The organism is Flavobacterium fluvii, assembly GCF_900129545.1.
Taxonomy (GTDB): domain Bacteria; phylum Bacteroidota; class Bacteroidia; order Flavobacteriales; family Flavobacteriaceae; genus Flavobacterium; species Flavobacterium fluvii.
Genome location: NZ_FQWB01000001.1, coordinates 1,192,670 through 1,214,070 on the forward strand (window position 1 = coordinate 1,192,670; position 21,401 = coordinate 1,214,070).

General features: G+C 36.9%; 20 protein-coding genes. 8 read left to right on the plus strand and 12 right to left on the minus strand.

Annotated elements, in window-relative coordinates:
- Positions 1–4 precede the first annotated feature (4 nt).
- A complete protein-coding gene (gene tamL / locus BUC16_RS04835; RefSeq protein WP_073368338.1) occupies positions 5–2,560 on the minus strand; it encodes a translocation and assembly module lipoprotein TamL in 2,556 nt (851 codons plus the stop codon).
- 37 nt (positions 2,561–2,597) lie between these two features.
- Here tamL and BUC16_RS04840 point away from each other — a divergent pair, with 37 nt between their 5' ends.
- Positions 2,598–3,329: a TrmH family RNA methyltransferase gene (locus BUC16_RS04840; RefSeq protein ID WP_073368339.1), complete on the plus strand. Its 732-nt coding sequence runs from the start codon at positions 2,598–2,600 to the stop codon at positions 3,327–3,329.
- Positions 3,330–3,382: 53 nt separating this feature from the next.
- On the opposite strand, the gene porT is transcribed toward BUC16_RS04840, so the two are convergent.
- The 4 genes from porT to BUC16_RS04860 form a co-directional block, all read right to left on the minus strand.
- Positions 3,383–4,102: a type IX secretion/gliding motility protein PorT/SprT gene (porT, locus tag BUC16_RS04845; RefSeq protein WP_073368341.1), complete on the minus strand. Its 720-nt coding sequence runs from the start codon at positions 4,100–4,102 to the stop codon at positions 3,383–3,385.
- A gap of 2 nt (positions 4,103–4,104) precedes the next feature.
- Entirely contained in the window at positions 4,105–4,836 is a 732-nt protein-coding gene (ubiE, locus tag BUC16_RS04850; RefSeq protein WP_073368342.1) for a bifunctional demethylmenaquinone methyltransferase/2-methoxy-6-polyprenyl-1,4-benzoquinol methylase UbiE, read from the minus strand.
- 121 nt (positions 4,837–4,957) lie between these two features.
- Positions 4,958–5,443, minus strand: coding sequence for a dihydrofolate reductase (locus BUC16_RS04855; protein ID WP_073368344.1), 486 nt, complete (start codon positions 5,441–5,443; stop codon positions 4,958–4,960).
- Between the two features lie 3 nt (positions 5,444–5,446).
- Complete coding sequence (locus BUC16_RS04860; protein ID WP_073368345.1) at positions 5,447–5,788, minus strand: 2TM domain-containing protein; 342 nt, start codon at positions 5,786–5,788, stop codon at positions 5,447–5,449.
- Between the two features lie 238 nt (positions 5,789–6,026).
- Between BUC16_RS04860 and BUC16_RS04870 the strand changes: the two genes are divergently transcribed.
- The gene (locus tag BUC16_RS04870; RefSeq protein WP_073368348.1) at positions 6,027–6,323 is read left to right on the plus strand and encodes an isoamylase early set domain-containing protein; all 297 of its coding nucleotides are present in this window, start codon (positions 6,027–6,029) and stop codon (positions 6,321–6,323) included.
- 64 nt (positions 6,324–6,387) lie between these two features.
- On the opposite strand, the gene BUC16_RS04875 is transcribed toward BUC16_RS04870, so the two are convergent.
- The 5 genes from BUC16_RS04875 to BUC16_RS04895 form a co-directional block, all read right to left on the minus strand.
- Positions 6,388–6,813: an HIT family protein gene (locus BUC16_RS04875; RefSeq protein WP_073368350.1), complete on the minus strand. Its 426-nt coding sequence runs from the start codon at positions 6,811–6,813 to the stop codon at positions 6,388–6,390.
- A 36-nt stretch (positions 6,814–6,849) separates the two neighbouring features.
- Entirely contained in the window at positions 6,850–7,674 is an 825-nt protein-coding gene (locus BUC16_RS04880; RefSeq protein ID WP_073368351.1) for a thymidylate synthase, read from the minus strand.
- A gap of 78 nt (positions 7,675–7,752) precedes the next feature.
- Positions 7,753–8,379 carry a bifunctional nuclease family protein gene (locus BUC16_RS04885; protein WP_073368353.1) on the minus strand — a complete coding sequence of 209 codons (627 nt, stop codon included), beginning with the start codon at positions 8,377–8,379 and terminating at the stop codon, positions 7,753–7,755.
- Between the two features lie 165 nt (positions 8,380–8,544).
- Positions 8,545–9,513, minus strand: a complete 969-nt coding sequence (locus BUC16_RS04890; protein ID WP_073368354.1) for an electron transfer flavoprotein subunit alpha/FixB family protein — start codon at positions 9,511–9,513, stop codon at positions 8,545–8,547.
- Positions 9,514–9,656: 143 nt separating this feature from the next.
- Complete coding sequence (locus tag BUC16_RS04895; RefSeq protein WP_073368356.1) at positions 9,657–10,403, minus strand: electron transfer flavoprotein subunit beta/FixA family protein; 747 nt, start codon at positions 10,401–10,403, stop codon at positions 9,657–9,659.
- A gap of 239 nt (positions 10,404–10,642) precedes the next feature.
- Here BUC16_RS04895 and BUC16_RS04900 point away from each other — a divergent pair, with 239 nt between their 5' ends.
- The 5 genes from BUC16_RS04900 (at position 10,643) to BUC16_RS04920 (ending at position 18,750) form a co-directional block, all read left to right on the plus strand.
- Entirely contained in the window at positions 10,643–11,644 is a 1,002-nt protein-coding gene (locus tag BUC16_RS04900; RefSeq protein ID WP_262987413.1) for a pyruvate dehydrogenase complex E1 component subunit beta, read from the plus strand.
- 116 nt (positions 11,645–11,760) lie between these two features.
- A complete protein-coding gene (locus tag BUC16_RS04905) occupies positions 11,761–14,247 on the plus strand; it encodes a DUF5686 and carboxypeptidase-like regulatory domain-containing protein (protein ID WP_073368748.1) in 2,487 nt (828 codons plus the stop codon).
- Between the two features lie 279 nt (positions 14,248–14,526).
- On the plus strand, positions 14,527–15,060 hold the full coding sequence (locus BUC16_RS04910) for a DNA-3-methyladenine glycosylase family protein (RefSeq protein WP_244534341.1): 534 nt from the start codon (positions 14,527–14,529) through the stop codon (positions 15,058–15,060).
- A gap of 111 nt (positions 15,061–15,171) precedes the next feature.
- Entirely contained in the window at positions 15,172–15,702 is a 531-nt protein-coding gene (locus tag BUC16_RS04915) for an inorganic diphosphatase (protein WP_073368360.1), read from the plus strand.
- A gap of 471 nt (positions 15,703–16,173) precedes the next feature.
- Positions 16,174–18,750 (plus strand): sodium-translocating pyrophosphatase, encoded by a 2,577-nt coding sequence (locus tag BUC16_RS04920; RefSeq protein ID WP_073368362.1) that lies wholly within the window; start codon positions 16,174–16,176, stop codon positions 18,748–18,750.
- Between the two features lie 77 nt (positions 18,751–18,827).
- On the opposite strand, the gene BUC16_RS04925 is transcribed toward BUC16_RS04920, so the two are convergent.
- Positions 18,828–19,442 carry a deoxynucleoside kinase gene (locus tag BUC16_RS04925; protein WP_073368363.1) on the minus strand — a complete coding sequence of 205 codons (615 nt, stop codon included), beginning with the start codon at positions 19,440–19,442 and terminating at the stop codon, positions 18,828–18,830.
- A complete protein-coding gene (locus BUC16_RS04930) occupies positions 19,442–20,233 on the minus strand; it encodes a hypothetical protein (RefSeq protein WP_073368365.1) in 792 nt (263 codons plus the stop codon). The genes BUC16_RS04925 and BUC16_RS04930 overlap by 1 nt, the downstream gene beginning before the upstream one ends.
- 276 nt (positions 20,234–20,509) lie before the next feature.
- Between BUC16_RS04930 and BUC16_RS04935 the strand changes: the two genes are divergently transcribed.
- Positions 20,510–21,400: a GLPGLI family protein gene (locus tag BUC16_RS04935; protein WP_073368366.1), complete on the plus strand. Its 891-nt coding sequence runs from the start codon at positions 20,510–20,512 to the stop codon at positions 21,398–21,400.
- The last annotated feature ends 1 nt before the right edge of the window (position 21,401 follow it).

The following is a 21,401-nucleotide window of genomic DNA, read 5'->3' on the forward strand; positions in this document are numbered from 1 at the left end:
GCACTTAGAATGGATAATTTATACCAAAATTAAAAACAGAATGAGCGAAATCGTAATCGTTGAACCATCTTTTATGAATTTCATTGGCTGGATTGTAGGTTTTGAACCCTAAATCAAATCGAACCACGAAAAAACTCAAATCGTAACGCAAACCAAAGCCGGTTCCTAATGCTAATTCTTTTAAATCACTAAGGCCATTGAACTTTGCTTTATCATCAGTTACATTGTCAAGCACGTTCCAAATATTTCCTGCATCTGCAAATAACGCCCCTTTTACATCGCCTAATATCCTGAACCGGAATTCGGCACTCAAGGCAATTTTCATGTTGGCTTCGTTGTAATCATTTACTGCGCCGCTACTTCCAGGACCTAAACGGTAGGGTTGCCAAGCCCTGTTGTCATTAGAGCCTCCTGCAAAATAACTTCGTGAAAAAGGGATGTTGTTGGCGTTTCCGTAAGGGATGGCGATTCCGAAAAAGGTTCTAAAAGCAAACACTTTTTCTTTGGATAAATCCCAGTACTTGATAAAGTCGAATTCCGTTTTGATGTATTCGGAATATTCTAAATTAAATATTTCGTAGTTGCCATTTTGATTTTTAGGCAAGTTTGCCACGTTTGAAACCAAGGATAAAAAGGAACCAGCAGATTCTATTTTTGTTCTAAAAAGATAAAAATTATTGTCGAGCAAATCTTTTCTGGTTGTTTTTGAAAAAGTATAACCCGTGGCCAGAATAAAATCGTTTTCAGTAAGCCTGATTCTTCTTTCTTCGATATTGTCTACATCCTGGTATTCTTGGTCTTCAGGTTTTAATGCTGTTTGATCGGTCAGAACGGCATTGGTAAAACCTGAGGTTCCTTCTTCAATTTTTAAATTTCCATTATCGTCAACATAGGAAGGTTCTGTGTTATAAACCTTAGCGATGTCGTTCAAAGCATCGTAGGACGATTCGTAGACGTTGTAATAGTTCTGGGGATTCAGGTTTCGCACATATTGCATATTGATTATGTCAAAACGGGCCGTATTGTTTTTTGTGGGCGTCCAATTATAAGACAATGAACTGGTAAAGTTCTGTTTGTCTAGTCCAATGTTTGTTTGTGTTGATAATCCAACCGAAAGTTGGGTGGAAGGAATCATGCTTTTGGGAATAATTTTTTCCGTTTTAAACGGAAACCATATTCGGGGAATATTCAGTTTTAAGTCAACTCCGTATTCGGAAACATTGAAAAATTTGCTTTCCGGATTAGACATTTCTTTTGAAGAGCCAATGTTTCCTCGGCCTGAAATTTGCAATGTTTCGGCCCCGCTGAATATGTTTCTAATCGTTCCCGAAAGGCTCCCAGTAATTCCAATGTCTTGGATGTTGGAGTGTGTTACGTTGAAAATTGGATTTAAACTGTATTTTTTCTGAGGCGACAAATATACATTCGCAATTAATGAACTTGCTGTTGAATCTCTTTCGTCTACTTTGTAAAGTATGGTTGGATAATTGAAGATTTTAAGATTGTTCAAATATCGGGTTGTCAAAACGGTTTTGGTATCGGCAAACAAACTTCCTTTTGTGATAAACACGGCGTCGGTAATGGCTCTCGGCCTGTATTTCAGTTTGCTGTGACTGTACAAATTAAAATTATTGTAAGTAATGCTGTCCGTAATTTTAGTGTTGACGGTCGTGGCTGAATAGTCGGTATAAATGTTTACATCGCTTATTTTGTATATTTTGAATGGTTCGGTTCTCGTGGAATCGTTTTCTTGAACAGAAAAATCGCTTATTTTTAAGTCTACGTTTACCTTGTTTTCAGTGTTGAGCGTGTCCAAATCATAAGTTACGTAATTTGGCTGGAATTGATACACGCCATTGTTCCTGAAATAGGTGCTGATCCTGTTTTTTTCATCCTCAAAATCTTTTGTTTTGTATTGTTTTCCCGATTTCAAATAGGCATCTGCCGTGATTCCCTGATACAAGGAATCCAGTGCAGGAGTTTTGATACTGGTTTTTATCGTATCCAGAAAAGAGGCATTTCCAGTGGTTATGGTATATTTTATTTTGGCTTTTTTGGGACTCAAGCTGTCTAATTTGTAATTTGTCTTTACACCAAAAAAACCATTGTTGAAATAATAATATTTTAATCGGAGCAATGATTTATTGCTTCTAACCGTATCTACAATAACGGGAGCTTCTCCCGTTTTCTTCAAAAATTCATGAAATCCTTTATACCAAAAAGATTCCCCCAGCCTGTCGACTTGTTTTGCCGACAACCATTTTGACATTCGTTCGTATTTGCCGGGATTATTGGTGAATTTGGCTTTGTAAGAAGAATCAGGATTTGGCTTGGCTATATTGTACAAGTTCAGTCGCAATCGATAACCTAGAATGGAGCTGTTGGGTTTTTGGTACAATTGATCGTGTACATCATCATCCTTCGTGCCCTTGTCGTTTACCAAAATTTCATTTTTGGTAAGAAGCTGTTTGCCATTGGGAACACGCTTTGTGGTCTCGCAAGCAGAGATAATTATTCCTATTAAAATAAATGTTGCTATTTTTGTGCTAATCTTTTTCAAATGCTGGGGAATATATAATTCAAAAGTACATTATTTTATGGTTAGTAAAAACCAAATAAAACTTATAACGAGTTTACAACAAAAAAAATATCGGTTCGCCAATCAATTGTTTTTTGCCGAAGGCATAAAGGTAATTCAAGAATTGGTAGAATCAAATTTTGAATTGGTTCATTTATACACCACCCAAAATAATTTTGAGGAGGTTTCGAACGACAAAAGAACGATAATTGCCGAAAGTGATTTAAAAAAAATCAGTGCTTTGGCAACTCCAAATTCTTGTTTGGCGCTATTTAAAATTCCAGCCGAAAAAAAAATCGCCCAATCCGGATTGATTATCGCTCTAGATTCCATTCGTGATCCCGGAAATTTGGGAACCATATTGCGATTGTGCGATTGGTTTGGCATTGACCAATTAATTTGTTCGAAAGAGACGGTGGATATTTACAATCCAAAAGTGGTTCAGGCCACCATGGGTTCCATTGCCAGAGTCAATGTAAATTATATTGATTTGGAAACTTTTATCAGCCAAACCCAATTGCCGGTTTTTGGAACTTTTATGGATGGAAACAATATTTACAAAACCGATTTGCCCCAAGAAGGAATCATCATTATGGGCAATGAAGCCAATGGAATTTCTCCAGAACTCGAAAAACTGGCTAAAAATAGACTAACAATACCCCGTTTTGGAACACTTCAAAAAACAGAAAGCCTGAATGTGGCAACTGCCACCGCAATTGTATTAAGCGAGTTTCGTCGAGGGAATCTTTAGCTTTCAGTCGTTAGATGCATTTAAAACTGAGACTGAATACTGCAAACTTCCTTTTAATGGAAAGTAAAGTTGATAAAAACGGCCCTGGTTTTCATCGATTCAATGTTGCCGGTCCAAGGACTGTCTGGATTATTGTCGCGAATTAATTCGTCGGTAAGTCCAAAAACGCCTCTAATGGAAGGAGAGAAAATGAAATATTCCGAAAAAACATCAATGCCAAAACCAACTTCGTAATTTGTCGTCCAAGGTTTCATCCTGAAACGTTCTTCATAATTGTCGTCTATTGATTTGGAATTGCTGGATAAATTCAATGTTGCCGAAACTCCTCCCACTAAATATGGTCTTATATTTCCTGTTCGAAGCGATAAAAATTTGAGCAACAAGGGAAAGTGGAGATTGGTGCTGTTTACTTCTCTAAGCAAGTCCGATGGAGTGGGTGTGGTGGGAAAATAACTTGGAGGATAATGCAAACTCCTTGTTGTATAGTGCAATCCAGGTTCAAATCGCAAACGGATGTATTCTTGAAGTTTCAAATCGGCAACGAGTCCTACATTGAACCCCGTGCTTTTTTCGACTTGAATGTCTTCGCCAACGGTTTTATAATCCATTTTAAAACCATAGGAATTGAAACCGAGGTAAAAACCAAAATACAATCTTTGTTTTTGGAAATTTTCAAGATTGATGATGGGGTCTTTGCTAAATAGTCTATTAGGCAATTGCGCCTGTGATTTTAGGCTCATGACCAATAAAATTAAGACAGCTATTTTTCTCATGTTTACTTCTTGGATGCCGAATAAATTGTAGCCACTCCAAATGTTTGCGGCAAGGCGATCACATCTATAAACCCAATTTTTTTCAAAATATTGTTTAAAGCTTCACCATAAGGAAAAGCAGCAGCCGATTCGGATAGATAACCGTAGGCAACATTGTCTTTCGAGAATAATTTGCCAATAAGCGGTAAAATATTTTTGCTGTAAAAAGTATAGCCTTGTTTGTAAGGGGTTTTTTCTGGAATCGAAGTTTCCAGAATGACAAAGATGCCATTTGGTTTCAAGACTCTCAAAATTTCAGCCAATCCTTTTTCCAGATTTTCAAAATTCCTGACACCAAAAGCTACCGTGATGGCGTCAAAATAGTTGTCTTCAAAAGGCATGTTTTCGGAATCGGCCAAGACCATTTCTATGGTGTTGGACAAGTTTTTGTCTTGAATTTTTTTCTTTCCCACTTCCAGCATTCCGGCCGAAATATCCAATCCAATAATTTTTTCAGCCTTGGTTTGTGCCATCAAAATAGCCAAGTCTCCCGTTCCTGTTGCAATATCCAGAATGGTTTTTGGATTGGTTTTGGCGACCATTTGCAGTACTTTTTTGCGCCATTTTACGTCAATTCCAAAAGAAATAACTCGATTAAGATTATCATAATTGCCTGAAATGGTGTCGAACATTGAGGCTACCTGTTCTTTTTTGCTTAAAGAGGAATCTTTGTAAGGAGTGATGATTTTTGACATTTTATAAAATTTGAGACAAAGGTAAACTAGATTTTTGGATAATAAATGGTTAACCACAGATTCGCCTGTTTTTTTCAATTATTTTTAATGAAATCTGTTAATGCGGTTGAATTAAGTATTTTTATTTTTTTCTGGTGAATGTTTGAAATGTATAATCATAAAGATGTTTTTCGTCTTTCGGATTAAAAGTTTCACTGGTCAATTCCCAAATTCCAGGATTTATTTCCGGGAAATAAACATCGGCATCAAAAGAATGATGCACTCGAGTGATGTCGAGTTGGTCAGCAAAAGGAATGGATTGGGTGTAAATTTCGCCGCCACCAATAATGTAAATATCTTCGTTTTTTGGACAGGCTGCAATGGCTTTTTCTAAAGTGTCAACGACTATGCAGCCTTCGTGCTGAAAATATTTTTGTCTTGTTATAATTACGTGGGTTCTGTTGGGTAAAGGTTTTGGGAAACTTTCAAAAGTTTTTCTTCCCATGATGATGTGGTGTCCTGAGGTAACTTCCTTGAATCGTTTGAAATCATTGGGCAAATGCCAAAGTAAATCATTGTTTTTGCCTAAAGCATTATTTTCGGCGACAGCCGCAATCATGATTATCATTTTTTACTGGGGTTTGGTTGCGGTATCTTCTTCTACCTTCGTTTGCAATTGGTCAATTTTTTTTTGTTGTTGGGCAACAAGCCTGCTTATTTGTTCTCTTTCCCAGTCTTTGTTCATAAAACGGTCGGTAATAAATACTTTTGTGAAATGCAGGATAAAAAGGAAGAGCCAAGCTGTAATTATCCAAATCGACCAGTTGAAAGTATATCCAAAAGCCCCGAAATGATTGGCAACAAACATAAATATACTCCCTAGAATGAACAAGACAAAATGAAAATAGAGTGCTTTTTTCTGTTTTATCCTTTTTCGGGCATATTCATATAGTTCTTGTTGTTCTTTTTCCATAAGGCGAATTTTGATTATAAAGATAAAATTTATTTTGAAATTCCATTATTTTTATTCCAAGATTATTCCAAGAGAAAACGTTCTTAATTTTAGAATCTAAAAAATTTTGTTGAATAAATTTATGAATATATCCAAAAAACAAGATTGTTTTTGTCATACTCGTAAAACTTTGTCCTAAATATTGGATGTTCAAAAAAATATATTTTCTTTGCCCCATAATTCTAAAAATGAAATAGTTATGTCAATAAAGAAACAATTTGTAAAAACGAAACCAGTTTGTAAAGTTACGTTTTCGGTTGAAGCAAAAGAAGCAAATGTTGCTTCAGTTGTAGGAGATTTCAATAATTGGAATCCGTCAGAAGGGGAATTGTCAAAATTGAAAAACGGTACTTTCAAAGGCGTTTTTGATTTGCCAAAAGATGCGGCTTATGAATTTAAGTATGTAATTGACGGTGCTTATGTCAACGAGCCGGAAGCAGATTCTTTCAAATGGAATGATTTTGCCGGAACAGAAAATGGAGTGATATTAGTCTAATCATAAAGTAAAAATCCGCTGAAAAGCGGATTTTTGTTTTTTTGGTAGCGTTTAAAAGTTTGGTTTATAATCCAGCTTTTATTTTGGCTATTACCTCTGCATATTCTGCATCAGATAACGTGGTTTTTTGTGGGTTCATTTCGAAAACCCCTCCAAAACCATATCCATCTTTATATTTTGGAACGATGTGCATATGTAAATGCGACAAGGTATCGGCATAAGCTCCGTAATTAATTTTGGTTGGGTTGAATGCTGCTGCGATGGCTTTTGCCGTTTTGGCAACATCACGCATAAAAGCATCACGTTGGTCATCGCTCAATTCGTGAAGTTCCACGCCGTGGTCTTTATAAACTACATTGCAGCGACCTGTATACGATTGTTCTTTGAACAAGAATAGTTGTGATACTTCTAAATCACCTATTTTAATCATTAAATTGTGTAATGTTTCGTTGTTTTGGCAATACAAACATTCTGAAGCGGGTGTTGGCATACTTTTATATTATTTATTGTGATTAAAGTGAAGGATTTACACCGCAACACTTCCTTTTATTGAATCGTGTGGTTCGTAACCTACCAACGTAAAATCTTCAAAAGTAAAATCGAAAATGTTTTTTACGGCAGGGTTCAAAATCATTTTTGGCAATGCTTTTGGTTTGCGCGACAATTGCAATTCCAATTGTTCGAAATGGTTGTTGTAAATATGGGCATCACCAAAAGTGTGAATGAATTCACCCACTTGCAAATCGCAAACTTGGGCAATCATCATCGTAAACAAAGCATAAGAAGCAATGTTGAAAGGTACTCCAAGGAAAATATCGGCACTTCTTTGATACAATTGGCAAGACAGTTTTCCGTCAGCAACATAGAATTGAAAGAAAGCGTGACAAGGAGGCAATGCCGCTTTATTGTTGGCAACATTGGCTGCAAATGAGATGGAAGTATCCGGCAAAACACTTGGATTCCAAGCGGAAACCAGCATTCTTCGGCTATTCGGATTGGTTTTGAGTTCTTGGATAAGGTCGGTGATTTGGTCTATTTCTTCGCTGTTCCAGTTGCGCCATTGGTGTCCGTAAATTGGGCCTAAATTGCCGTTTTCGTCCGCCCAGGCATCCCAGATTTTCACTCCGTTTTCCTTTAGATATTTGATGTTGGTGTCGCCTTTCAAGAACCAAAGCAATTCATGAATGATTGATTTGAGGTGTAATTTTTTGGTAGTCACCATCGGAAAACCTTCTGCTAAATCAAATCGCATTTGGTAACCAAAAACGCTTTTTGTTCCCGTTCCAGTTCGGTCTCCTTTTTGATTTCCGTTTTTTATAACGTGTGTTACTAAGTCTAAGTATTGTTTCATGGCATTGCGAGGAACGAAGCAAACTGTTCGTTTTTAAGTTATATTCTGTTTACTGACATCTGTTTACTGAACACTTATTTACTGTCTTCTCGAAATTTCGTCCCTGATTTTGGCCGCCTTTTCGTAGTCTTCGTGTTCTACGGCTTGATCCAGTAATTCGTTTAATTCTTGCAGGCTGTGTTTGGCATAAGTTTCACCCGATTGATTGCTTTCTTCTCCTAGTCCAAATGTTTCGGGATTGGAAAGTACATCGTCTATTTCTTGGCTACCTTTATCGGTTTCCGATGGATTTGCCTTCAAGTAAATACCTGCTTTGTCGAGAATGTTTTTATAGGTAAAAATAGGAGCATTAAATCGTAAAGCCAAAGCAATCGCATCGGATGTTCTGGCATCGATTATTTCTTCGATTTTATCTCTTTCGCAAATGATGCTCGAATAAAAAACCCCATCAACCAATTTGTGAATGATGACTTGTTTTACGACAATGTCAAAACGCTCGGCAAAATTTTTGAATAAATCGTGGGTCAAGGGACGAGGTGGTTTTATTTCTTTTTCCAAAGCAATGGCAATCGACTGGGCTTCAAAAGCGCCAATAACGATGGGCAATTTTCTTTCGCCGTCAACCTCGTTTAATATTAAGGCATAAGCCCCATTTTGGGTTTGACTGTATGAAATTCCTTTTATGGATAATTTAACTAAGCTCATATTTGAATAATTGGAAAGCAGATGACACCTTGAATCTACCCCTTTTTTTTAATGAAAAATAAAAGTGCAATTTTAATCAAAAAACACGAAACAAAAAAGCCACCTATAGCAAAGATACGATTATCTTGTTTGTAGGCAGCTATCTTTTGGGAACGAATTATAAAATTAAGAATTCGAGGCTTTGAATGCTTTTAGTTTTTCGGTTAATTTAGGCACGATATCAAAAGCATCGCCAACAATTCCGTAGTCTGCCACTTTAAAGAAAGGCGCTTCTGCATCGCTATTGATGACCACTTTTACTTTCGAAGAGTTGATTCCGGCAATGTGTTGAATCGCTCCCGAAATTCCGATGGCGATATATAAATTGGCGGCTACTGGTTTTCCTGTTTGTCCCACGTGTTCTCCGTGAGGTCTCCAACCTAAATCTGATACCGGTTTTGAACAAGCCGTTGCAGCACCAAGAACTGCAGCTAAATCTTCGATCAATCCCCAGTTTTCAGGTCCTTTCAATCCACGACCTCCTGAAACTACAATGTCAGCATCGGCCAAAGAAACTTTTCCGGTTACTTTTTCCACTGATTCTACTTTTATTCCAAAGTCATTGTCACCAATAGTTGGATTGAAATCTTCTTCGGTTAAAGTCGATGCATTTTCGAAAATTCCATAAGAGTTTTTAGCCAGACCAATAATTTTTACATCGCTGCTGATTTCGGTAATGTTGAAAGCCTTGTTTGAAAAAGCATTTCTTTTCACTTGAAATGGGGAAGTGCTTACGGGTAAACCTACCACATTCGAAGCAAATCCAGCTTCCAAAGAAACGGCAACCAAGGGTGCAAGATAAATGCTGTCTGTGGTTGAAGAAAGCAAAACTACTTTTGTCGATTCTTTTTGAGCTGCTTGTTTGATAACATCGGCATACGCTTTTGCTGAAAAACCAGCCAATTTGGCATTGGTTACTTTCAAGACTTTATCTACTCCGTATTTTGATAATTCCGAAACATCTCCAGTATTTACCGTTACCGCAGTAACGGTTGTTCCTAATGATTCGGCTACTTTTTTCGCATAAGAAGCCAATTCAAAAGCTACTTTTCTGAATTTTCCTTCTGCGGATTCTGCATATATTAATATTGACATAATGATTTTAGATTTATGATTGCTTCGCCAGTTCGAGCAAAGCTCTCGGGTTACGATTTTAGATTTATGATTTAGACTAAAGATTTTAGATTTTTTACAATCTGCAATCAAAAATAGTTAATCAGAAATCTGTAATCAAATTCTTAAATTACCTTGGCTTCGTTGTGTAATAAATTAATTAATTCGTCCAGATTGTCGGCGGCAACTAATTTCACTGCCGATTTTGGAGCCGGTTTTTCAAACTTCACGGCTTTAGTATTAATTGAAGCATCAACAGCTTCTACCACAATCAATGGTTTTGTTCTGGCTGTCATAATTCCTCTCATATTCGGAATGCGTAAATCTTTTTCTTCTACCAATCCTTTTTGCCCACCAATGATTAGGGGCAAAGTAGTTGAAATAGTTTCTCTTCCACCGTCGATTTCACGAATGGCTTTTACGTTTGCTCCGTCAACAGTTATTTCGGTACAAGAATTTAAAAAATTCGATCCCAAAATTCCCGCAATCATTCCCGGAACCATTCCGCCGTTATAATCCAATGATTCTTTACCGGCAATTACAAGGTCGTAACCGCCATTTTTTATCACTTCGGCCAGTTGTTTGGCAACAAAAAAACTATCTGTCGGATTGGCATTCACGCGAATGGCATCGTTGGCGCCAATGGCCAATGCTTTTCTTAGAGTAGGCTCGGTTTCTGGCCCACCAACATTGACAACAGTGACATTTGCTCCTTGTTGTTCTTGAAACCAGATGGCGCGAGTCAAGCCGAATTCATCGTTTGGATTGATTACAAACGAAACACCATTGGTGTCAAATTGCGAATCACCGTTGGTAAAATTAATTTTTGAAGTAGTATCAGGAACGTGACTGATGCAAACTAATATTTTCATAATTTGGAATTTTTCTAAATTGGAATCACAAAATTAGAATAAATATTCGGAATAACATACTATGCATGCATAACATTATTGAAGCTATTACGATTTCGTATTTCAATTTTTGTGACATATTTAGGCTTGTTTTTTTTAATCAAGTAAGACAACGCACATAGAACGATTCCCTTCTTTGTTTTTTATAACAAAATTTATGCATTTAAGTGGTATAAAATATTTATTTTTGCCATTCGAAAATTACACACAAACAAAAAAATATGAGAACGATACAATTTAGAGAGGCTATTTGCGAAGCGATGAGCGAAGAAATGCGTCGCGACGAGTCAATATATTTAATGGGTGAAGAAGTTGCCGAATACAACGGTGCCTACAAAGCCTCAAAAGGAATGCTTGCTGAATTTGGAGAAAAAAGAGTAATTGACACTCCTATTGCCGAACTTGGTTTTACCGGAATTGCAGTAGGTTCGGCAATGAATGGTTGCAGACCGATTGTAGAATACATGACTTTTAACTTCTGTTTGGTTGGTATCGACCAGATTATAAATAATGCTGCGAAAATCCGTCAAATGACGGGAGGGCAATTTAATGTGCCTATCGTTTTTCGTGGACCAACTGCTTCTGCAGGACAATTGGGGGCAACACACTCACAAGCTTTAGAAAACTGGTTTGCCAATACTCCAGGTCTTAAAGTGGTGGTTCCATCGAATGTTTATGATGCCAAAGGACTTTTGAAATCAGCGATTCGTGATAATGATCCCGTAATTTTTATGGAATCTGAGCAAATGTATGGTGACAAAGGCGAAGTGCCGGATGGAGAATACACAATTCCAATTGGTGTTGCCGACGTGAAACGCGAAGGAACTGATGTAACAATCGTTTCTTTTGGAAAAATCATCAAAGAAGCTTTCATTGCTGCCGATGAATTGGCCAAAGAAGGAATCTCTTGTGAAATTATCGATTTAAGAACCGTTCGTCCAATGGATAACGAAGCGATTTTAACATCGGTTAAAAAAACAAACAGATTGGTGATTCTTGAGGAAGCTTGGCCATTTGCAAGTGTTTCTTCCGAGATTACATATATGGTTCAAGAACGTGCTTTTGATTTTCTTGATGCTCCAATTCAACGTATCACCACTGCCGACACACCAGCACCTTACTCACCGGTATTGCTTAAAGAATGGTTGCCGGAAGCTGTAGACGTTGTGAAAGCGGTAAAAAAAGTATTGTATAAAAAATAATTCTTGATTTTAAAATTTTTCGGTTTTAGAACTTTAAAATCGGACAATTCTTTATCGAATTAACTATATTTGAAACTTCATCTGAATTTTAAAATTCGATGAAGTTTTTTTTTATTATGAAAAAAAGTATACTACTCAATTTGTTTTTTTTATTTGCCATGACAAGCTCCCTTTTTGCCCAGACAAAAGTTAGCGGTGTTGTCGTGGACAAGTCAAATCGTCCTGTCCCTTTTGCAAACATAGCTTTCCAAAATTCGACTGAAGGCGTTGTGTCCAATGAAGACGGTATTTTTTATCTGGAATCTCCAAAAAACTATACTACGATTGTAATTACTTCGGTAGGATTTTCAGACAAGGAAATTGTTTTGGAAAAACCTGTCACATACAAAATTACGGTTCAGTTGAGCGAGGTTTTGAGTTTAAATGAAGTGGTGATTTATGCGGGCAAAACATCCAAAAAGAATAATCCGGCACTTGATATTCTGAGAAAAATTTGGGAAAGAAGACGCAAAAATGGTTTGCATTTATTCAAGCAATACCAAATGGAAAAGTACGAGAAAATTGAGTTTGACTTGAATACCATTGATACGGCTTACATGAAAAAGAAGCTCTTCAAGGGGATGGAATTTATTTTCAAGCATGTAGATACCTCGAAGATTACGGGAAAAACGTATTTGCCTATTTTTATAAACGAGGCCTTGTCTGATGTGTATGGAGACAACAATTTAAAGAAGGTAAAAGAAAAAACAAAAGCCAATAAAACTTCTGGCTTTAACGGCAACCAACAAATTTTGGCCTTTGTAAACGATTTGTATACCGACTTCGATATTTATGACAACCACCTCACTTTTTTTGATAAAAGTTTTACAAGCCCTTTATCGACATCAGGAATTGATGTTTACAATTATATTTTAAGGGACAGTGCTTTTGTAGATAAAAAGTGGTGTTACAATATTGTGTTTTATCCAAGGCGTAAAAACGAATTGACTTTTAAAGGTGATTTTTGGGTAAGCGATACCACTTACGCCATAAAAAACATCAATATGGCAGTTACCAAAAGTGCCAATATTAACTGGGTAAAAGATATTTACATCGAACAGGAATTTGAAGTAATGAATGATTCCGTTTTTCTTTTGACCAAGGATTACATGATGACTGATTTTGCTTTAAACAAAAAAGACAAATCCAAAGGTGTTTATGGTAAACGAACCACTTACTACAGAGACCATAAATTCAATGTTGAAAAACCCGAGAATTTTTACAAAGAAGAAGTCAATTATTTAGACAAAGAGGTCTATAATAAATCAGAAGAATATTGGGAGGAAAACCGTTTCGAAAATCTGACCAAAGATGAAAAAGGGGTTTACAAAATGCTGGACACCTTGCAAACCGTCAAGAAATTCCAGCAACTATACAGTTTGGTCGAAATATTGGATAGTGGATATCTTCATTTTGGAAATTTGGATTATGGTCCTATATTCGCTATGGTTGGACAAAACTCTGTGGAAGGATTGAGATTGCGAACGGGAGTAAGAACTTATTTTGGTCCCAATGATCCTTGGCGATTGCAATCGTATATTGCCTATGGATTTAAAGACGATAAAATCAAATATGGAATTACCGGAAAATGGATGGTAAACGACAAAAAAAGAATTATTTTATCAGCCGGAAACCGTAGGGATATTGAACAAATCGGTGCTTCTCTCACTACAACAAATAATGTTTTGGGGCGCAATTATGCCTCCTCGGGATTGATTACAGTTGGCAGCAACAATAAACTGACCAATGTGAATTTGAGTAATGTACAATTTGAAATTGAACCGATAAAAAATCTAATTTTCGGAACGGGAGTCACCTACCGAACCTTGATTTCTGCCAGTCCCGAATTTAGCCTGGATTTTTACACGGATTTGTCCCAAACCACCAAAAAAAGTCAGGTAAAACAATCTGAAGTGAACTTGCTGGTCGAATATACGCCAAACAAGAAACCGATTGGCTTTGGTGTGGAAAGAGATGTCGCAGACAATCCGTTTACCAGTCTTTTCGTGACGTATAGTCAAGGATTCAAAAATTTGTTTTCCAGTGATTTCAACTATAAAAAATTACAGTTGTATTACAGGCAGCCCATAATTATTGGACCATTGGGACGATCAAACCTTACTGTCGAAATGGGAAAAACATTTGGATACATCCCTCTTGGATTAATGAGCGTGGTGCCTGGAAATCAATCCATTTTCGATATTTCGAATACCTTCAGCAATCTTCAATACTATGAATTTGTTGCCGATCAATATGTGACTTTTAAGTGGGATCACGATTTTCAAGGGCGATTTTTTGCCAGAATTCCTTTTATGAGAAAGCTGAATTGGCGTGAAAACATTGGATTTAAATCGGTTTACGGAACAGTTTCTGACGACAATAGAACGATAAATGCCTCGGGATTGGTTTACAACGCACCCGAAAAAGTGTATTGGGAATACAGCGCAGGAGTTGGAAACATCTTCAAGTTTTTTCGTGTAGATTTCTCTTGGAGAGGAAACTATCTTGAAATGCCCGATGCCAACAAATTTGCAATCAAAATTTCTATGGGATTTTATTTTTAGAAACCAATATTGTTAAACATTTCCAAGTATCCGCTTTTAAAATTTTCAACCACAAATTACACGAATTTTCACAAATTTCATTGCTGTTTTAAATGCATTTGTTTCACTTATTAGATTTGATCTGGTTACGGATTTGTGTGAATTTGTGTAATTTGTGGTCAACTTTTTTTTAAAAGCTTTCCATTTTCATCAGGGCAAAAAAACGAACTTATGCAAGAAGCCATTCAATATCTTTCAGAAATAGATGCCGTTTTCAAACATATTGTCGAAAAATAAGGAATGCCAACAATTCCAAAACGTCCACAAGGTTTTGAAACATTGGTACTTTTGATCCTGGAACAGCAGGTTTCCATAGATTCCGCCAAAGCCACTTTTCTAAAACTCAAAGCCAAAGAAGCAAACTTACAACCCGAATCATTGCTTCGCATTTCAGAAGAAGAATACAGGAATATTGGCGTAAGCCGACAAAAAACGACTTACATCAAGGCTTTGTCCCATTCGATAATTCAAGACGAAATTGACATAGCAAGTCTGGCGACCAAATCTCCAGAACTTGTTCGGGAGGAATTAATCAAAATCAAGGGAATTGGCAACTGGACCATCGATGTTTATTTGATGTTTTCGCTCCAGACTCCGGATATTATTCCGCTGGGTGACATTGCCATCATAAACACCATAAAGGAATTGCTCGACATTCACGACAGGCAAGAAATGGAAAACTATGTTGCAAAATGGAGTCCTCATCGGTCTGCGGCAAGCTTTTTATTGTGGCATTATTACTTAAATAAAAGGAATCGAAAGGTAGTTTATTGATTTATAAACAATATCGAAATCGTAATGAATGATAAAGCTAGTTTTTTATTGTGAAAACCTAAAGTTTAATTAAGTTTGCAAACAGAAATTTAGAAAATAAAAAAACCAAAAATGGCAGCAGATAAAATAAACACTTTTGATGTGTTGATCGAAATTCCAAGAGGAAGCAGAAACAAGTATGAATATGATTTTGAAATAAAAAGAATACGTTTCGACAGAATGTTGTTCTCTTCGATGATGTATCCAGCAGACTACGGATTTTTCCCTGAAACTTTAGCCTTGGATGGTGACCCGTTGGATGTTTTAGTTTTGATAAACGAACCTACTTTTCCTGGTTGCGTGATGGAAGTAAAGCCAATCGGTGTTTTCCACATGGCAGACGACAAAGGTTCTGACGACAAAATAATTTGTGTGCCGGTTTCGGATCCAATATGGAGTTCATTGAAGGATTTGAGCGATATCAATCCACACTTGTTGAAAGAAATTGAGCATTTTTTCCAAGTTTACAAAGATTTAGAGCAAAAAAGAGTTGACGTGGAAGGTTGGGGAGACGTGAATGAAGCGATGTCAATTATTAAAGAATGTACTGAACGTTTCGACCAAATTGAAAATAAACCGGCAGGTTTGTTCAGTATTAAATAATAACAATAATGTTAAAAGTGCTTTTGTTTTTCAGGAGCATTTTTTTTAGATTTAAAAAGCAGCACTTCTCGAAGTGTTGCTTTTTTGTTTATAGGTGTTTTGCCGCTCTTTGGCGTAAGTTAGAAATAAGGATTTCCGAAATAATTTCCAGATTTAGGCGTCAATAGTTTAGTTTATCGAAAAGTCTTTAAGGTTTCAAGTTGTAAAAATAGTGAAAACAGAAAACAGCTATTTTGGATTGGAAATAATTATTGGAATTATTCTCAATTTTTGAAGATTGTTTAAGGTGAAATTGTTGTATTGTTGGCAAAAAATGCTATTTGATGAGTATTAAATAATTTTAGTATATTATTTTTTAACAAACAGCAATATTATTGTGTTGGAGTGTTGTTTTTTCAATATCATTATAGTACGTTTGCATCATAACGACAGTACTTTTTTGTCGGAAAAATTTATAAAAAATCTATATTTATGAATACAATAATGATTTATGTGCCAATAATTATGGCGTTGTTGGGATTGGCTTTTATGGCTTTCAAAAGAGCGTGGGTTTTGAAACAAGATGCCGGCGACGGAAAGATGAAGGAGATTTCAGATCATATCTACGAAGGAGCATTGGCTTTTCTTAATGCAGAATATAAATTGTTGGCAAGATTTGTTGTTGTTATTAGTATTGTTTTAGCAGGAGTTACGTACATCCCTGGAATATCAACTCATTTACTAATTGTTGTTGCCTTTGTTTTTGGTGCTTTTTTCTCGGCTTTGGCTGGGAATATGGGAATGAAAATCGCAACAAAAACAAATGTTAGGACAACGCAAGCTGCTCGAACCAGTTTGCCGCAAGCGCTGAAAGTTTCTTTTGGAGGTGGAACGGTAATGGGATTGGGTGTTGCAGGTTTGGCTGTTTTGGGTTTGACTTCTTTCTTTATTCTGTTTTTCAATATTTTTATGGGAGGCGTTTGGACTTCTACCGAAGACATGACCATCGTTTTGGAAACCTTGGCGGGTTTCTCGCTTGGAGCAGAATCTATTGCTTTGTTTGCCCGTGTTGGTGGTGGAATTTATACCAAAGCCGCAGATGTTGGTGCCGATTTAGTGGGCAAAGTGGAGGCTGGAATTCCAGAAGACGATCCAAGAAATCCAGCTACAATTGCAGATAACGTGGGTGATAATGTGGGTGACGTTGCCGGAATGGGAGCTGATTTATTTGGTTCTTATGTAGCAACAGTTCTGGCCGCAATGGTTCTTGGAAATTATGTTATCAAGGATATGGGCGGAAAAATCGAAGATACTTTCGGCGGAATAGGACCTATTTTATTGCCGATGGCAATCGCAGGTTTTGGAATACTATTCTCCATCATCGGAACAATGTTGGTTAAAATCACGAATAACGATGCTAAAGAAAAACAAGTGCAAGGAGCCTTGAATGTTGGAAACTGGGTTTCCATTGGCTTAACTGCCGTAGCTTGCTTTTTCTTGGTTCAATATATGTTGCCTCAAACCATGAAAATGGATTTCTTTGGCGAAGGATCGCAAGAGATTTCCTCAATGCGAGTTTTCTATGCGACCATCGTCGGATTGATTGTTGGTGCGGTTATTTCGTCAGTTACTGAATATTATACAGGTTTGGGTACAAAACCAGTTATGGCCATTGTACAAAAATCGTCAACAGGGTCGGCAACAAATGTTATTGCTGGTTTGGCTACGGGAATGATTTCCACGTTTCCAACGGTTTTATTGTTTGCAGCCGCCATTTGGACTTCTTATGCTTTTGCAGGATTTTATGGAGTAGCATTGGCTGCTTCTGCCATGATGGCCACAACGGCGATGCAATTGGCAATCGATGCTTTTGGACCCATCTCGGACAATGCTGGTGGAATTGCTGAAATGAGTGAATTGCCGAAAGAAGTTCGTACTCGTACCGATATTTTGGATTCTGTAGGAAACACGACAGCTGCAACTGGAAAAGGATTTGCCATTGCCTCGGCGGCATTGACTTCCTTGGCTTTGTTTGCTGCTTATGTAACTTTTACCGGAATTGACGGAATCAATATTTTCAAAGCGCCAGTTTTGGCAATGTTGTTCGTTGGTGGAATGATACCGGTGGTTTTCTCTGCATTGGCAATGAACTCCGTTGGAAAAGCCGCCATGGACATGGTGTATGAAGTGCGTCGCCAGTTCAAGGAAATTCCTGGAATTATGGAAGGAACCGGAAAACCGGAATACGGTAAATGTGTGGCAATTTCTACCCAAGCCGCTTTACGTGAAATGATGTTGCCAGGAGTTTTGACCATTGGTTTTCCTATTGCCATCGTGCTTTTGGGAAAAATAGTTTACAGCGACAACAACCAATTAATTGCCGAAATGTTGGGAGGTTATATGGCTGGAGTTACTGTTTCAGGAGTACTTTGGGCTATTTTCCAAAATAATGCGGGAGGTGCTTGGGACAATGCCAAGAAATCATTTGAAGCAGGTGTCATGATTAATGGCGAAATGACATACAAAGGTTCCGATGCGCACAAAGCTGCCGTAACCGGAGATACCGTTGGGGATCCATTCAAGGATACTTCTGGACCTTCCATGAATATCTTGATTAAATTGACGTGTTTGATAGGATTGGTAGTTGCCCCAATTTTAGGAAACGGAACTTCTGAAAATGCTATTCCACATTGTCCGTTGCCACCCAAAGAGATGAAATGTACTATGATGGAAAAAGGTGCAATGATGGGCAAATGCGATATGTCAAAATGTGCCACGATGACCAAAGAAGAGTGTGCCAAAATGTGTGACGAAAAAGGCTGTACTCCAGAGCAAAAAGAAATGTGCATGTCGCATTATGATGCCAACGGGAAATTTATTGAGCATAAAACTGAAAAAGCGTGTTGTGCCAAAAAAGGAATGGTTGACAAAAATGTAAAAGTTGAAATTATCAATACGGATGGAAAAGCAAAAGCGACGGTGACCACTTCCGAAAAAGGAAATGTAAACGTCCAAGTTTTTGAAGGTTCCTTAGAAGAAGTCAAGGCTAAAGTGGGAGCTTTGAAATAGTGTCTTTCCGTATTTAGATCATAAAAAATGCCTCACGAAAGTGAGGCATTTTTTTATATTATCTGAAAATCTATGTTCTAAAACAATCCATTCAACTCGGCATCGATTTTATTGATAATCATTCCCAAATCTTCAGGATTGTCAACAAAATTGATATTGTCCACATCGATAATCAATAATTTTCCTTTCGTGTAAGTCTGAATCCAAGCTTCGTAGCGTTCGTTCAATCGGTTGAGGTAATCTATGGAAATCGTGTTTTCGTATTCACGACCGCGTTTGTGGATTTGACCGACTAAATTAGGGATTGAACTTCGTAGATAAATTAGCATATCGGGTGCTTTTACCATTGATTCCATTAATTCAAAAAGCGAAGTATAGTTCTGGAAATCACGGTTGGTCATCAAGCCCATGGCGTGAAGATTGGGTGCAAAAATATGTGCATCTTCGTAAATGGTTCTGTCTTGGATGATTTTTTTGCCGCTTTCGCGAATTTGCAACACCTGGCGAAAACGACTGTTCAGGAAATAAATCTGCAAATTAAACGACCAACGCTCCATTTGGTGATAGAAATCATCCAAGTAAGGATTGTCGACCACGTCTTCAAAATGAGGTTCCCATTTAAAATGTTTTGCCAGTAAACGTGTCAATGTCGTTTTTCCTGCGCCTATGTTTCCTGCTACTGCTATGTGCATTACGGTATTGAGATTTTATAATTGCTAATTCCTTGGTTGGTAAAAATAGACAAAATTTGGTCTTTGTAATAGAAATTTTTAAATGATTTTTCCACATTTTCAATCGGGGAAATCGTTTTGTTTTTCAAATCCTGAACATATAATTTTCCTTCTTTTAAAAAGATAATGTATTGGTTTGAAGCAATTTGAATCTGGTCAAAAAAGGCAACTTTTCCCAAGCTGCTGATTTTTCCAAAAACATCGCAAGAGTACCAATTCAGGTTGTTGTCTATCCATTGAAAAGTATTGAAATCGGATTGGTAGTATTTTATGCTTCCTGAAATGGAAGGTGTTATCGATTGGAACACGTTTTTCAAGTAGTCAAAAAGTCCAATTTGTTGGGTCAAACTGTTGTAAATCCAAAGCCTGTTTTGGGAAGCAATTCCGGTTGCGGTAGCCATTATTGGAACATCATTCTCGGAAAGATTTATTTTTTGGGTTTCGCTCAACTGATTGTCCAAAAGAATAATCGTGTTGAAATTTTCATAAAACAACATAATTTTCAATGGGTTTTGGACGTCAATTTTTGTTGGTCTTCCCAGAGAAATATTTTTGTATTCAAAAGATTCGTCTTTTTTGCGCTTGGACAAAACATTGTTTTTTATCGAATAGTAAAAACCAAATTGATCGTATCCCATGAAATTATCTGCGACAAGGGCTGTCGAATCCAGTTTGGTGGCAACAAATATTTTATCCTGTCCATAAGAAACAGCAATGAATAAAATAAAGAATAAGAGAAAGGTTTTTTTCATAAGCGCACCAAATTACAAAAAAATGAATTAAAGCTGTTGGATATTTTCAATTTCAAGTCAGGGTTTCATGTTCATCTGTTTAAAAACACAATCTATCTATAGGTTTGGGGAACTTGTATGTTTAATTTTCCTTGTTGGTTTATTAATGCTACTTTTGATAGAATGCTTTTTACGGAAAGCTAAATTACCATTAAACCCTTTGCATTAATAAATGTCTAATTTGTTAATTGTAACAAAAACATTTTTGAATTGTCTTATATAAAAAAATTAAAACTTATGTCTAAACTTATTTTTACAATCACGTTATTTTTTGCGGTTCATTTAGGACTTCAAGCCCAGGAATTTCAAGGGATGGCAGTGTATGAGTCCAAAACGAGCATGGAGGATTTTAAGGCTCGAATGTCTGGTAACAAGGATATTACTCCAGAGATGCAAAAAAACATGGAAGATAGGATGAAAAAAATGTTCGAAAAAACATTTATTCTCAATTTTGACAAATCGGCTTCAATTTATAAAGAAGAAGAAAGACTCGATGCACCCACACAAGGCGGTGGTGGTTTTCGTGTGATGGGAGGTTTGATGGGTGGTGGAGGAACGTTTTACAAAAACATAAAGGAAAAAACGTATACTGTTGACAAGGAATTTATGGGGAAAGAATTTTTAATTAAAGATTCGTTGCCCAATTTAAAATGGAAAATGGAAGGGGAAACTCGTGTAATTGGAGGTTTCAATTGTTTCAAAGCAACTGCGGTACGTCCAGTAAATAAAACTGATTTTCAAAATTTAAGACCAAAAAAAGAAGAAGAAACAACTGCGAAACCAGCCGATGCCACCAAGAAAACTGATTTTATGAGCGGATTGGAAATGCCTAAAGAAGTTGTCGTGACGGCTTGGTACACACCAGAAGTGCCAGTTAACCAAGGGCCTGATAATTATTGGGGTTTGCCAGGATTAATATTGGAAGTTAACGACGGTAAAACGGTTATTTTATGTTCCAAAATTGTTTTAAACCCAAAAGAAAAAGTAGTGATAAAAGCATCCACAAAAGGGAAAGTAGTTACTCAAGCTGAATATGATGAAACCGTAATAAAAAAAATGGAAGAATTCCGAGAAATGAATCGTGGACGTGGTGGAAACGGTGGGACACAAATCCGAATAGGCGGTTAAT